We start from the raw sequence: 13913 nt of genomic DNA on the forward strand, positions 1-13913 counted from the left end.
CATTCCCGTACACCTCCCTCACCCCCGGAGAACACCGGATGAAGCGTCACCTCATCTCGGCCGCCGATCTCACGCGGGACGACGCCGTGCTGATCCTCGACACCGCCGAGGAAATGGCCCGGGTCGCCGACCGGCCGATCAAGAAACTGCCCGCCCTGCGCGGCCGCACCGTCTGCAACCTCTTCTTCGAGGACTCCACCCGCACCCGGATCTCCTTCGAGGCGGCCGAGAAGCGGCTCTCCGCCGACGTCATCAACTTCGCCGCCAAGGGCTCCAGCGTCTCCAAGGGCGAGTCCCTGAAGGACACCGCCCAGACCCTGGAGGCGATGGGCGTCGACGCCGTCGTCATCCGGCACAGCGCCTCCGGCGCCCCCTACCGGCTCGCCACCTCCGGCTGGATCGACGCCCCCGTCATCAACGCCGGCGACGGCACCCACCAGCACCCCACCCAGGCCCTGCTGGACGCCTTCACCATGCGGCGCCGGCTGATCGGCCCGGACGAAGGGCTCGGCAAGGACCTCGCCGGGAAGCGCATCACGCTCGTCGGCGACGTCCTGCACAGCCGCGTCGCCCGCTCCAACGTCGATCTGCTGCACACCCTCGGCGCCGAGGTCACCCTCGTCGCGCCGCCCACCCTGGTACCGGTCGGCGTCGAGACCTGGCCGTGCGAGGTCTCCTACGACCTCGACCGCGTGCTGCCCAAGTCCGACGCCGTGATGATGCTGCGGGTCCAGCGCGAGCGGATGAACGCCGCGTTCTTCCCCACCGAGCGCGAGTACTCGCGCCGCTACGGCCTGGATGCCGACCGGATGGCGCGGATGCCCGGCCACGCCGTCGTCATGCACCCCGGCCCGATGGTCCGCGGCATGGAGATCACCGCCGAGGTCGCCGACTCCGACCGCTGCACGGTCGTCGAACAGGTCGCCAACGGCGTCTCCATCCGCATGGCCGTCCTCTACCTGCTGCTCGGCGGCAACGAGCCCGCCGTCACCCACCCCCGTACCGAGGAGAAGTAAGACGATGAGCAAGATCCTGATCCGCGGTGCGCAGGTGCTCGGCGGAGCGCCGCAGGACGTGCTGATCACGGACGAGACGATCACCGCCGTCGGCACCGACCTCACCGGCTCCGACACCGAGGGCGCCCAGATCGTGGAGGCCGCCGGCAAGATCCTGCTGCCGGGCCTGGTCGACCTGCACACCCACCTGCGCGAGCCGGGCCGGGAGGACTCCGAGACCGTCCTGACCGGCACCCGGGCCGCGGCCGCCGGCGGCTACACCGCGGTGTTCGCCATGGCCAACACCTTCCCGGTCGCCGACACCGCCGGCGTCGTCGAGCAGGTCTACCGGCTGGGCCGCGAGCACGGCTACTGCGACGTGCAGCCCATCGGCGCCGTCACCGTCGGCCTGGAGGGCAGGAAGCTCGCCGAGCTCGGCGCGATGCACGAGTCCGCGGCCGGCGTCACGGTCTTCTCCGACGACGGCAAGTGCGTCGACGACGCGGTGATCATGCGGCGGGCGCTGGAGTACGTGAAGGCGTTCGGCGGGGTCGTCGCCCAGCACGCCCAGGAGCCGCGGCTGACCGAGGGCGCCCAGATGAACGAGGGCGTCGTCTCGGCCGAGCTGGGGCTGGGCGGCTGGCCGGCCGTCGCCGAGGAGTCGATCATCGCCCGGGACGTGCTGCTCGCCGAGCACGTCGGCTCCCGGGTCCACATCTGCCACCTGTCGACCGCCGGCAGCGTCGAGATCGTCCGCTGGGCCAAGTCCCGCGGCATCGACGTCACCGCCGAGGTCACCCCGCACCACCTGCTGCTCACCGACGAGCTGGTGCGCAGCTACAACCCGGTCTACAAGGTCAACCCGCCGCTGCGCACCGAGCGCGACGTCATGGCGCTGCGCGAGGCCCTCGCCGACGGCACCATCGACATCGTCGCCACCGACCACGCCCCGCACCCGCACGAGGACAAGGACTGCGAGTGGGCCGCGGCCGCCATGGGCATGGTGGGCCTGGAGACCGCGCTGTCGGTCGTCCAGCACACCATGGTCGAGACCGGGCTGCTGGACTGGGCCGGGGTCGCCGACCGGATGTCCGCCGCCCCGGCGCGGATCGGCCGGCTGGCCGGCCAGGGGCGTCCCGTCTCACCCGGCGAGCCCGCCAACCTCACCCTGGTCGATTCCGCTTACCGTGGAGAGGTGGACCCCGCCGGTTTCGCCTCCCGCAGCCGCAACACCCCCTACGAGGGCCGTGAGCTGCCGGGACGCGTCACCCACACCTTCCTGCGGGGCCGCGCAACGGTCGTCGACGGGAAGCTCGCGTGACTCCTCTTCTGATCCACTCGGCCGCGGCACAGCACTCCGCCCCGGTCACCGACTGGTCCGGGCGCATCGCCTGGGTGGTCGGCCTCCTGGTCTTCGTCGTCTTCGTGTACTGGCTGATGCGCCAGGGCTGGAAGTGGCGCGGCACCCTCCAGGGCGATCTGCCCGAGCTGCCCTCCGCACCGGATGAGGCGGGCGAGGCCCGGCTGACCCTCAGCGGCCGCTACCACGGCTCGACCACCGCCGGGCAATGGCTCGACCGGATCGTCGCCCGCGGTCTGGGCACCCGCAGCCGGGCCGAACTGACCCTCACCGACCAGGGCCTGGCCGTCGAACGGCCCGGCGCCGCGGACTTCTTCGTGCCGGCCGCCGCCCTGCGCGGCGCCCGCCTCGACAAGGGGATCGCGGGCAAGGTCCTCCCCGAGGGCGGCCTGCTGGTCGTCACCTGGGAACACGGCGGCAAGCAGATCGACTCCGGCTTCCGCTCCGACCGGGCCGGGGAGCACCCCGCCTGGGTCGAGGCCCTCAACCGGCTCACCAGCACCGAGCACACCACCGAGCACACCGAAACGGAAGGCGCACGATGACGACCTCCACCCAGGGGACCGGCAAAATCCCCGCCGTACTCGTCCTGGAGGACGGCCGCACCTTCCGCGGCCGCGCCTACGGGGCCGTGGGGGAGACCTTCGGCGAAGCGGTGTTCTCCACCGGCATGACCGGATACCAGGAGACGCTGACCGATCCCTCGTACCACCGGCAGGTCGTCGTCATGACCGCCCCGCACGTCGGCAACACCGGCGTGAACGACGAGGACCCCGAGTCGCAGCGGATCTGGGTGGCCGGCTACGTCGTCCGCGACCCCGCCCGGATCCCGTCCAACTGGCGCTCCCGCCGCTCCCTCGACGAGGAGCTGCGCCACCAGGGCGTCGTCGGCATCAGCGGCGTCGACACCCGCGCGCTCACCCGCCATCTGCGCGAGCGCGGCGCGATGCGGGTCGGCATCTTCTCCGGCAACGCGCTGCCCGACGAGGGCACGATGCTCGCCGAGGTGCGCCAGCAGCCCGAGATGAAGGGCGCCGACCTCTCCGCGGAGGTCGCCACCAAGGAGGCGTACGTCGTCCCGGCGATCGGCGAGAAGAAGTTCACCGTCGCCGCGATCGACCTCGGCATCAAGGGCATGACCCCGCACCGGATGGCCGAGCGCGGCATCGAGGTGCACGTCCTGCCGGCCACCGCGACCGCCGAGGACGTCTACGCGGTCGGCCCCGACGGCGTGTTCTTCTCCAACGGGCCCGGCGACCCGGCCACCGCCGACCACCCGGTCGCGGTGATGCGCGAGGTGCTCTCCCGTAAGACCCCGCTGTTCGGCATCTGCTTCGGCAACCAGATCCTGGGCCGGGCGCTGGGCTTCGGCACGTACAAGCTCAAGTACGGGCACCGCGGCATCAACCAGCCGGTGCAGGACCGCACGACCGGCAAGGTCGAGATCACCGCGCACAACCACGGCTTCGCCGTGGACGCCCCGCTCGACAAGGTCTCCGACACCCCCTTCGGCCGCGCCGAGGTCTCCCACGTCTGCCTCAACGACGACGTGGTGGAGGGGCTCCAGCTCCTGGACCAGCCGGCCTTCAGCGTCCAGTACCACCCCGAGGCGGCCGCCGGCCCGCACGATGCCGCGTACCTCTTCGACCGGTTCGTCGAGCTCATGCGAGACAACAATCAGCACAGCGTTTCTCTGATGGAGGGCCAGCGTGCCTAAGCGCACCGATATCCAGTCCGTCCTGGTCATCGGCTCCGGCCCGATCGTCATCGGTCAGGCCGCCGAGTTCGACTACTCCGGCACCCAGGCATGCCGGGTCCTCAAGGCCGAGGGCCTGCGCGTCATCCTGGTCAACTCCAACCCGGCCACGATCATGACCGACCCGGAGATCGCCGACGCCACCTACGTCGAGCCGATCACCCCGGAGTTCGTCGAGAAGATCATCGCCAAGGAGCGCCCGGACGCGCTGCTGCCGACCCTCGGCGGCCAGACGGCGCTCAACACCGCCATCTCGCTGCACGAGGCGGGCACCCTCGACAAGTACGGCGTCGAGTTGATCGGCGCCAACGTCGAGGCGATCCACAAGGGCGAGGACCGCGACCAGTTCAAGGCGGTCGTCGAGGCGGTCAACGCCAAGATCGGCCACGGCGAGTCCGCCCGCTCGGTGATCTGCCACTCCATGGACGACGTCCTGGCGGGCGTCGAGGAGCTCGGCGGCTACCCGGTCGTGGTCCGCCCGTCCTTCACCATGGGCGGCGCCGGCTCCGGCTTCGCCCACGACGAGGAGGAGCTGCGCCGGATCGCCGGCCAGGGCCTCACGCTCTCCCCGACCACCGAGGTGCTCCTGGAGGAGTCCATCCTCGGCTGGAAGGAGTACGAGCTGGAGCTGATGCGCGACAAGCACGACAACGTCGTGGTCGTCTGCTCCATCGAGAACTTCGACCCGATGGGCGTGCACACCGGCGACTCGATCACCGTCGCGCCGTCGATGACGCTCACCGACCGCGAGTACCAGATCCTCCGGGACATCGGTATCGCCGTCATCCGCGAGGTCGGTGTCGACACCGGCGGCTGCAACATCCAGTTCGCGGTCAACCCCGAGGACGGCCGGGTGATCGTCATCGAGATGAACCCGCGGGTGTCGCGCTCGTCCGCCCTCGCCTCCAAGGCCACCGGCTTCCCGATCGCGAAGATCGCCGCCCGGCTCGCCGTCGGCTACACCCTCGACGAGGTCCCCAACGACATCACCGAGCAGACCCCGGCGTCGTTCGAGCCCACCCTCGACTACGTCGTGGTCAAGGTGCCGCGGTTCGCCTTCGAGAAGTTCCCGGCCGCCGACGCCACCCTCACCACCACCATGAAGTCGGTCGGCGAGGCGATGGCCATCGGCCGCAACTTCACCGAGGCGCTCAACAAGGCGCTGCGCTCGATCGAGAAGAAGGGCAGCCAGTTCGCCTTCACCGGCGACCCCGGTGACAAGGCCGAGCTGCTGGAGCGCGCCAAAGTCCCCACCGACGGCCGGATCAACACCGTCATGGCGGCCATCCGGGCCGGCGCCACCCCGCAGGAGGTCTTCGACGCCACGAAGATCGACCCGTGGTTCGTCGACCAGCTCTTCCTGGTCAAGGAGGTCGCCGACGAGATCGCGGCCGCCGACAAGCTCGACCCTCAGACCCTTGCGGAAGCAAAGCGCCACGGCTTCTCGGACGCCCAGATCGCGGACATCCGCGGCCTGCGCGAGGACGTCGTCCGCGAGGTGCGGCACGCGCTGGGCATCCGCCCGGTCTACAAGACGGTCGACACCTGCGCCGCCGAGTTCGCCGCGAAGACGCCGTACTTCTACTCCTCCTACGACGAGGAGACCGAGGTCGCGCCCCGCGAGAAGCCCGCGGTGATCATCCTCGGCTCCGGCCCCAACCGCATCGGCCAGGGCATCGAGTTCGACTACTCCTGCGTCCACGCCTCGTTCGCGCTCAGCGACGCCGGCTACGAGACCGTCATGGTCAACTGCAACCCGGAGACCGTCTCCACCGACTACGACACCTCCGACCGGCTCTACTTCGAGCCGCTCACCCTGGAGGACGTGCTGGAGATCGTGCACGCCGAGCAGCAGGCCGGCCCGGTCGCGGGCGTCATCGTCCAGCTCGGCGGCCAGACCCCGCTGGGCCTGGCACAGGCACTCAAGGACAACGGCGTGCCGATCGTCGGCACCTCCCCCGAGGCCATCGACCTCGCCGAGGAGCGCGGCGCGTTCGGCCGGGTGCTGACCGAGGCCGGGCTGCCGGCCCCCAAGTACGGCACCGCCTTCTCCTTCGAGGAGGCCAAGACCATCGCCGCCGAGATCGGCTACCCGGTCATGGTCCGCCCGTCCTACGTGCTCGGCGGCCGCGGCATGGAGATCGTCTACGACGAGCCCTCGCTGGCCGGGTACCTGGAGCGGCACGCCGGCCTGATCGACCGGCACCCGGTCCTCATCGACCGCTTCCTCGACGACGCCATCGAGATCGACGTGGACGCGCTCTACGACGGCCACGAGCTCTACCTCGGCGGCGTCATGGAGCACATCGAGGAGGCCGGCATCCACTCCGGCGACTCCGCCTGCGCACTGCCCCCGATCACCCTCGGCGGCTTCGACATCAAGCGGCTGCGGGCCTCAACGGAGGCCATCGCCAAGGGAGTCGGGGTCCGCGGACTGATCAACATCCAGTTCGCGATGGCCGGCGACATCCTCTACGTCCTCGAAGCCAACCCGCGCGCCTCCCGCACCGTGCCCTTCACCTCGAAGGCCACCGCGGTCCCGCTGGCCAAGGCCGCCGCCCGCATCTCACTGGGCGCCACCATCGCCGAGCTGCGCGCCGAGGGCATGCTGCCGAAGACCGGCGACGGCGGCACCCTGCCGCTGGACGCGCCGATCTCCGTCAAGGAGGCGGTCATGCCCTGGTCGCGGTTCCGGGATGCCTCCGGCCGCGGCGTGGACACCGTCCTCGGCCCGGAGATGCGCTCCACCGGCGAGGTCATGGGCATCGACTCGGTCTTCGGCACCGCCTACGCCAAGTCGCAGGCCGGGGCCTACGGCGCGCTGCCCACCAAGGGCCGGGCCTTCGTCTCCGTCGCCAACCGCGACAAGCGCTCGATGATCTTCCCGGCCCGTGAGCTGGTCGCCCACGGCTTCGAGCTGCTGGCCACCTCCGGCACCGCCGAGGTGCTGCGCCGCAACGGCATCAAGGCCACCGTGGTCCGCAAGCAGTCCGAGGGCGAGGGCCCGAACGGCGAGAAGACCATCGTCCAGCTGATCCACGACGGCCAGGTCGACCTGATCGTCAACACCCCCTACGGGACCGGCGGCCGGCTCGACGGCTACGACATCCGCACCGCCTCCGTGGCCCGCGGCATCCCCTGCCTGACCACCGTCCAGGCACTGGCCGCCGCCGTCCAGGGCATCGAGGCGACCTCCCGCGGCGACGTCGGGGTGCGCTCCCTCCAGGAACACGCCCGGCAACTGACCGCGGCCCGCGAGGAGTAGGCCCGCGAGGGGGACACCGAAGGCGGTGTCCCCCTCTTCATGAGCCCGCCTCTTCCCTGAGCCCGCCCGACTCCTCGCGAAAAGGTCGTCCCCACCACCATGTACCGCCTGTTCTTCCAGCTGTTCTTCCAGCGCATGGACCCCGAGAAGGCCCACCACCTGGCCTTCCGCTGGATCCGCCGGGCCGCGCGCATCCCGGTGCTGCGCACCTTCGCCGCGGCCGCCCTCGCCCCCCGCTACAAGGAGCTGCGCACCGAGGCCCTGGGCCGCCGGATGCACGGCCCGTTCGGCCTGGCCGCCGGCTTCGACAAGAACGCCGCCGCCGTCGACGGCCTGGCCATGCTCGGCTTCGACCACGTCGAGATCGGCACGGTCACCGCCCAGCCACAGCCCGGCAACCCCAAGAAGCGGCTGTTCCGGCTGGTCCCGGACCGCGCGCTGATCAACCGCATGGGCTTCAACAACGACGGCTCGGCGGCGGTCGCGGCCCGCCTGGCCGCCCGCAACCCGGTCTTCCGGACCACCCTCGGCGTCAACATCGGCAAGACCAAGATCGTCCCGGAGTCCGAGGCGGTCGCCGACTACGTCATCTCCACCGAGCGCCTGGCCCGGCACGCCGACTACCTGGTCGTCAACGTCTCCTCGCCGAACACGCCGGGGCTGCGCAACCTCCAGGCCGTCGACCACCTGCGGCCGCTGCTCACCGCGGTCCGCGAGGCCGCCGACCGCACCGTCCCCGACCGCCGGGTCCCGCTGCTGGTCAAGATCGCCCCGGACCTCGCGGACGAGGACGTGGACGCGGTCGCCGACCTCGCCCTGGAACTGTCCCTGGACGGCATCATCGCCACCAACACCACCGTCGCCCGCGAGGGCCTGGGCCTGGCCTCCGACCCCGAGCTGACCGCCGAGACCGGCGGCCTCTCCGGCGCCCCCCTCAAGGAGCGCTCCCTGGAGGTCCTGCGCCGCCTCTACGCCCGGGTCGGCGACCGGACCACCCTGATCGGCGTCGGCGGCATCGAGACCGCCGAGGACGCCTGGCAGCGCATCCTCGCCGGCGCCACCCTCGTCCAGGGCTACAGCGCCTTCATCTACCAGGGCCCCTTCTGGTGCCGGTCGATCCACAAGGGCCTCGCCGCGCGCCTGCGCACCAGCCCGTACGCCACCCTCGCCGACGCGGTCGGCGCCGACGCAAGGAAGCCCGCATCATGACCTCGATGGAACCCTTCGGCGCCCGTCTCCGCCGTGCCATGGACGAGCGCGGGCCGCTCTGCGTCGGCATCGACCCGCACGCCTCGCTGCTGGCCGACTGGGGCCTGAACGACGACGTCGCCGGCCTGGCGCGGTTCACCAGGACCGTCGTGGAGGCGCTCGGCGAGCAGGTCGCGGTCTTCAAGCCGCAGTCGGCCTTCTTCGAGCGGTTCGGCTCGCGCGGCATCGCCGTCCTGGAGACCGCCGTCGAAGAGGCGCGGGAGCGGGGTGCGCTGATCCTCATGGACGCCAAGCGCGGCGACATCGGTTCCACCATGAGCGCCTACGCCGAGGCGTTCCTGCGCCCGGACTCGCCGCTGTTCTCGGACGCGCTGACGGTCTCCCCGTACCTCGGCTACGGCTCGCTTGCGCCGGCCGTGGAGCTGGCCCGGCAGAGCGGCGCCGGGCTCTTCGTGCTGGGCCTGACCTCCAACCCGGAGGGCGCGGAGGTGCAGCGCGCGGTCCGTGAGGACGGCCGCAGCGTCGCCGCCACCATGCTCGGCCACCTCGCCGCCGAGAACGCCCAGGCGGCGCCGCTGGGCTCCTTCGGCGCGGTCGTCGGCGCCACCCTCGGCGATCTCTCCGCCTTCGACCTGGCGATCAACGGTCCGCTGCTGGCGCCCGGCATCGGAGCCCAGGGCGCCACCCCCGCCGACCTGCCCACCGTCTTCGGCGCGGCGGTCCGCAACGTCGTCCCGAGCGTCAGCCGGGGAGTGCTGAAGCACGGTCCGGACGCCGGCGCACTGCGCGCGGCGGCGGCCCGCTGTGCCGACGAAGTGCGCGCGGCCGTCGCATAACGCGGTTATTTGGTCCCGAAATGTCCTGGTCAGCTGAGTCTGACCAGGACTTTTCGTCTGTTCTCGCTGACTCCGGCGCGATCGGCCGCTAGTCTCCGTCGAGAGCACTGCACGTAAGCGCGTTGCTCGTTGCTCCGCTGTTGCGGGGCGACTAGGTTCCACACCGGTCCGTATCCGACAGTTCGACATCCGAGGTGACGTAGGCGTGGCTCTTCCGCCCCTTACCCCTGAACAGCGCGCTGCCGCGCTCGAAAAGGCCGCCGCGGCTCGCCGGGAGCGCGCCGAGGTCAAGAATCGGCTCAAGCACTCGGGAGCCTCCCTGCACGAGGTCATCCAGCAGGGCCAGAAAAACGATGTCATCGGCAAGATGAAGGTCTCGGCCCTCCTGGAGTCCCTGCCCGGCGTGGGCAAGGTCCGGGCGAAGCAGATCATGGAGCGGCTCGGGATCTCCGAGAGCCGCCGGGTCCGTGGTCTGGGCTCCAACCAGATCGCATCGCTGGAGCGCGAGTTCGGCAGCACGGGTTCCTGAGTTTCCCGGCACTGCCGGGTAGCTGGAATAATCGCTGCATGAGTTCAGCAGTCTCCCGGGGGTCCGCCCCCGTATCCCCGGCCAGACAACCGCGCCTGACCGTGCTCTCCGGCCCCTCGGGGGTCGGCAAGAGCACGGTCGTCGCGCATCTGCGCAAGGTCCATCCCGAGATCTGGCTCTCGGTGTCGGCCACCACCCGCAGGCCGCGTCCCGGGGAGCGCCACGGCGTCCAGTACTTCTTCGTCGAGGACGAGGAGTTCGACAAGCTCATCGCCAACGGCGAGCTGCTGGAGTGGGCTGAGTTCGCGGGCAACCGCTACGGCACCCCGCGCAAGGCGGTGCTGGACCGCCTGGAGGCCGGCGAGCCGGTCCTGCTGGAGATCGACCTGCAGGGCGCCCGCCAGGTGCGCGAGTCCATGCCGGAGGCCAACCTCGTCTTCCTGGCGCCGCCGAGCTGGGAGGAGCTGGTCCGCCGGCTCACCGGCCGCGGCACGGAGGCGCCCGAGGTCATCGAGCGGCGCCTGGAGGCGGCCCGGATCGAGCTCGCGGCGGAGAAGGAGTTCGACGTGACGCTCGTCAACACCTCCGTCGAGGACGTCAGCCGTGAGCTGCTAGCCTTGATGCTGCGCCGCACTGAGGACCGGGCCACCGGCGACTGACCCCGGCCCCGACCGCGGCGCCACGGATTTCGGCGCCCTATGCGCCACCACCTGCTTCATCCCCTTTCGGAAGGTAGAGAGTGTCCTCTTCCATCACCGCACCCGAGGGCATCATCAACCCGCCCATTGATGAGCTTCTCGAGGCCACCGACTCGAAGTACAGCCTCGTGATCTACGCCGCCAAGCGCGCGCCAGATCAACGCCTACTACTCCCAGCTCGGCGAGGGCCTGCTGGAGTACGTCGGGCCGCTGGTCGACACCCACGTGCACGAGAAGCCGCTGTCGATCGCGCTCCGCGAGATCAACGCGGGCCTGCTGACCTCCGAGGCCGTCGAGGGTCCGGTCGGCCAGTAAGCGGCACACCGCACCCTCACCAAGGGCCCGGCAGGGCCCCCGGCGTCGAGCTGGGGAACCTGCCGGGCCCTTGGTGCGCCGCGAGGGCATAGGTTGAGGGGCACACGTTCGGACCTAGGCTCGGGGAGCGGGGAAACGATGGACAAGCGGGAGCGGCCCAGGGTCGTCCTGGGGGTCAGCGGCGGCGTCGCCGCGTACAAGGCGTGCGAGCTGCTGCGCCGGTTCACGGAGTCCGGCCACGACGTCCGGGTCGTGCCGACCGCCTCGGCGCTGCACTTCGTCGGCGAGGCCACCTGGTCGGCATTGTCCGGCAACCCCGCCACCACCGAGGTCTGGGAGTCTGTCCACGAGGTCCCGCACGTCCGCATCGGCCAGGCCGCCGACCTCGTCGTGGTCGCCCCGGCCACCGCCGACATGCTGGCCAAGGCCGCCCACGGCCTCGCCGACGACCTGCTGACCAACACCCTGCTCACGGCCCGCTGCCCGGTGGTCTTCGCGCCCGCGATGCACACCGAGATGTGGGAGAACCCCGCCACCCAGGGGAACGTCGCCACCCTGCGGCGCCGCGGCGCGCTGGTCATCGAGCCCGCGGTGGGCCGGCTCACCGGCGTTGACACCGGCAAGGGCCGCTTCCCCGACCCGGTGGAGATCTTCGACCTGTGCCGCCAGGTGCTGGCCCGCGGCGCCCGGGGTCTGCCGCAGGACCTCGCCGGCCGCCATGTCGTGGTCAGCGCGGGCGGCACCCGTGAGCCGCTGGACCCGGTGCGCTACCTCGGCAACCGCTCCTCCGGCAGGCAGGGCTACGCCCTCGCCCGCACCGCCGCGGCCCGCGGCGCCCGGGTCACGCTCGTCGCCGGCAACACCGAGCTGCCCGACCCGGCCGGCGTGGACGTGCTCCGCATCGGCACCGCGCTCCAGCTGCGCGAGGCGGTGCTGAAGGCCGCAGCGGACGCCGACGCGGTGGTGATGGCCGCCGCGGTCGCCGACTTCCGGCCCGCCGTCTACGCCCCCGGCAAGATCAAGAAGCAGGAGGGGCAGGAGCCGGAGCCGGTCGCGCTGGTACGGAATCCGGACATCCTCGCGGAGCTCTCCGCCGAGCGGGCCCGCCCCGGCCAGCTGGTCGTCGGCTTCGCCGCCGAGACCGACGACGTGCTCGCCAACGGCCGCGCCAAGCTCGCCCGCAAGGGCTGCGACCTCCTGGTCGTCAACGAGGTCGGCGAGCACCGGACCTTCGGTTCGACCGAGAACGAGGCAGTGATCCTCGCCACGGACGGCACCGAGACCCCCGTCCCGTACGGGCCGAAGGAGGCCCTCGCCGACACCGTCTGGGACCTGGTCGCCCCCCGACTGGCCGAGCCGCGCCCGTGATGTCCGGCGCGGCCGGAAACCGCCGCACCGGGCCGCCCGGCACCCCTGGTCGACCCCCGAAAATCGGCGTGCCCTCTTGACCCGACTGGATCTCGAGGTGATCGTCACTACCGCGAGGCAGTGGTGTCCCTGGTCACGGGGGTTCCATAAATCGAGACTGCGTGCCCGCGCGCCACATTAGACCGATAAACTGGCAGTGGATTCGGCCGAGCGCAGCTCTCGGCCGTTCCGCTAAATGATCAGCCAGCAGCCGCTGCAACCCCAGGGAGCGATGTGTCCCGCCGCCTGTTCACCTCGGAGTCCGTCACCGAGGGCCACCCCGACAAGATCGCTGACCAGATCAGCGACACCATTCTCGACGCACTCCTGAAGGAGGACCCGACGTCCCGGGTCGCCGTGGAGACGCTGATCACCACCGGCCTGGTGCACGTGGCCGGCGAGGTGACGACCAAGGCGTACGCCGACATCCCCAATCTTGTCCGGAACAAGATTCTGGAGATCGGCTACGACTCGTCCAAGAAGGGCTTCGACGGCGCCTCCTGCGGTGTCTCGGTGTCCATCGGCGCGCAGTCGCCGGACATCGCCCAGGGCGTCGACACCGCTTATGAGAACCGCGTCGAGGGCGACGACGACGAGCTGGACCGGCAGGGCGCGGGCGACCAGGGCCTGATGTTCGGGTACGCGTGCGACGAGACCCCCGAGCTGATGCCGCTGCCGATCTACCTGGCGCACCGTCTCTCGCGCCGGCTGTCGGAGGTCCGCAAGAACGGGACCATCCCCTACCTCCGTCCCGACGGCAAGACCCAGGTCACCATCGAGTACGACGGCAACAAGGCCGTCCGTCTCGACACCGTGGTGGTCTCCTCGCAGCACGCCAGCGACATCGACCTGGATTCGCTGCTGGCACCCGACATCCGCGAGTTCGTCGTCGAGCACGTCCTCAACCAGCTCGTCGAGGACGGCATCAAGCTGGACACCGACGGCTACCGCCTGCTGGTGAACCCGACCGGGCGGTTCGAGATCGGCGGCCCGATGGGCGACGCCGGCCTGACCGGCCGCAAGATCATCATCGACACCTACGGCGGTATGGCCCGGCACGGCGGCGGTGCCTTCTCCGGCAAGGACCCGTCCAAGGTCGACCGCTCCGCCGCCTACGCCATGCGCTGGGTCGCCAAGAACGTGGTCGCCGCCGGTCTCGCCTCGCGCTGCGAGGTCCAGGTCGCCTACGCGATCGGCAAGGCCGAGCCGGTCGGCCTGTTCGTCGAGACCTTCGGCACCAACGCCGTCGAGACCGACAAGATCGAGCAGGCCATCGGTGAGGTCTTCGACCTCCGCCCGGCCGCGATCATCCGCGATCTCGACCTGCTCCGCCCGATCTACTCCCAGACCGCCGCCTACGGCCACTTCGGCCGCGAGCTGGAGGACTTCACCTGGGAGCGCACCGACCGGGTGGACGCCCTCCGCAAGGCCGCGGGCCTGTAGGGCACGCACCACCAGGGCACTTCCCCGGGGCCCCGGACCGCTACGNNGGNCNGGGGCCCCGGGCCGTTGCGCACCCGGCCGCCGTTGTCGGTGCCGTCTG

General features: G+C 71.0%; 11 protein-coding genes and 1 pseudogene. All 12 read left to right on the forward strand.

Annotated elements, in window-relative coordinates:
- Positions 1-38: 38 nt before the first annotated feature.
- A complete protein-coding gene (locus B073_RS0119880) occupies positions 39-1016 on the forward strand; it encodes an aspartate carbamoyltransferase catalytic subunit (protein ID WP_018539836.1) in 978 nt (325 codons plus the stop codon).
- 4 nt (positions 1017-1020) lie between these two features.
- Positions 1021-2316: a dihydroorotase gene (locus tag B073_RS0119885; RefSeq protein WP_018539837.1), complete on the forward strand. Its 1296-nt coding sequence runs from the start codon at positions 1021-1023 to the stop codon at positions 2314-2316.
- Positions 2313-2900, forward strand: coding sequence for a hypothetical protein (locus tag B073_RS0119890; RefSeq protein ID WP_018539838.1), 588 nt, complete (start codon positions 2313-2315; stop codon positions 2898-2900). The genes B073_RS0119885 and B073_RS0119890 overlap by 4 nt, the downstream gene beginning before the upstream one ends.
- Positions 2897-4072, forward strand: a complete 1176-nt coding sequence (gene carA / locus B073_RS0119895; protein ID WP_018539839.1) for a glutamine-hydrolyzing carbamoyl-phosphate synthase small subunit — start codon at positions 2897-2899, stop codon at positions 4070-4072. The genes B073_RS0119890 and carA overlap by 4 nt, the downstream gene beginning before the upstream one ends.
- Complete coding sequence (gene carB / locus B073_RS0119900) at positions 4065-7376, forward strand: carbamoyl-phosphate synthase large subunit (protein ID WP_018539840.1); 3312 nt, start codon at positions 4065-4067, stop codon at positions 7374-7376. Before carA ends, carB begins: the two co-directional genes overlap by 8 nt.
- 99 nt (positions 7377-7475) lie before the next feature.
- Positions 7476-8585, forward strand: a complete 1110-nt coding sequence (locus B073_RS0119905) for a quinone-dependent dihydroorotate dehydrogenase (RefSeq protein ID WP_018539841.1) — start codon at positions 7476-7478, stop codon at positions 8583-8585.
- Positions 8582-9421, forward strand: coding sequence for an orotidine-5'-phosphate decarboxylase (gene pyrF, locus B073_RS0119910; RefSeq protein ID WP_018539842.1), 840 nt, complete (start codon positions 8582-8584; stop codon positions 9419-9421). The genes B073_RS0119905 and pyrF overlap by 4 nt, the downstream gene beginning before the upstream one ends.
- 205 nt (positions 9422-9626) lie before the next feature.
- On the forward strand, positions 9627-9950 hold the full coding sequence (locus tag B073_RS0119915; RefSeq protein WP_016572363.1) for an integration host factor: 324 nt from the start codon (positions 9627-9629) through the stop codon (positions 9948-9950).
- Between the two features lie 38 nt (positions 9951-9988).
- Entirely contained in the window at positions 9989-10609 is a 621-nt protein-coding gene (gene gmk / locus B073_RS0119920) for a guanylate kinase (RefSeq protein ID WP_051094099.1), read from the forward strand.
- Between the two features lie 80 nt (positions 10610-10689).
- A pseudogene (gene rpoZ, locus B073_RS40460) lies at positions 10690-10963 on the forward strand (DNA-directed RNA polymerase subunit omega).
- Between the two features lie 138 nt (positions 10964-11101).
- Positions 11102-12331: a bifunctional phosphopantothenoylcysteine decarboxylase/phosphopantothenate--cysteine ligase CoaBC gene (gene coaBC, locus B073_RS0119930; protein ID WP_018539845.1), complete on the forward strand. Its 1230-nt coding sequence runs from the start codon at positions 11102-11104 to the stop codon at positions 12329-12331.
- Positions 12332-12604: 273 nt separating this feature from the next.
- Positions 12605-13813: a methionine adenosyltransferase gene (gene metK, locus B073_RS0119935; protein ID WP_018539846.1), complete on the forward strand. Its 1209-nt coding sequence runs from the start codon at positions 12605-12607 to the stop codon at positions 13811-13813.
- The last annotated feature ends 100 nt before the right edge of the window (positions 13814-13913 follow it).

Origin of the sequence: Streptomyces sp. MspMP-M5, assembly GCF_000373585.1 — a bacterium.
Lineage (GTDB): Bacteria > Actinomycetota > Actinomycetes > Streptomycetales > Streptomycetaceae > Streptomyces.

Bases quoted from the DNA above. Each gene is read 5' to 3' on its own strand.
- B073_RS0119905 (WP_018539841.1), top strand. From the start codon at position 7,476: ATGTACCGCCTGTTCTTCCAGCTGTTCTTCCAGCGCATGGACCCCGAG.
- carA (WP_018539839.1), top strand. From the start codon at position 2,897: ATGACGACCTCCACCCAGGGGACCGGCAAAATCCCCGCCGTACTCGTC.
- B073_RS0119880 (WP_018539836.1), top strand. From the start codon at position 39: ATGAAGCGTCACCTCATCTCGGCCGCCGATCTCACGCGGGACGACGCC.
- coaBC (WP_018539845.1), top strand. From the start codon at position 11,102: ATGGACAAGCGGGAGCGGCCCAGGGTCGTCCTGGGGGTCAGCGGCGGC.
- pyrF (WP_018539842.1), top strand. From the start codon at position 8,582: ATGACCTCGATGGAACCCTTCGGCGCCCGTCTCCGCCGTGCCATGGAC.
- gmk (WP_051094099.1), top strand. From the start codon at position 9,989: ATGAGTTCAGCAGTCTCCCGGGGGTCCGCCCCCGTATCCCCGGCCAGA.
- B073_RS0119885 (WP_018539837.1), top strand. From the start codon at position 1,021: ATGAGCAAGATCCTGATCCGCGGTGCGCAGGTGCTCGGCGGAGCGCCG.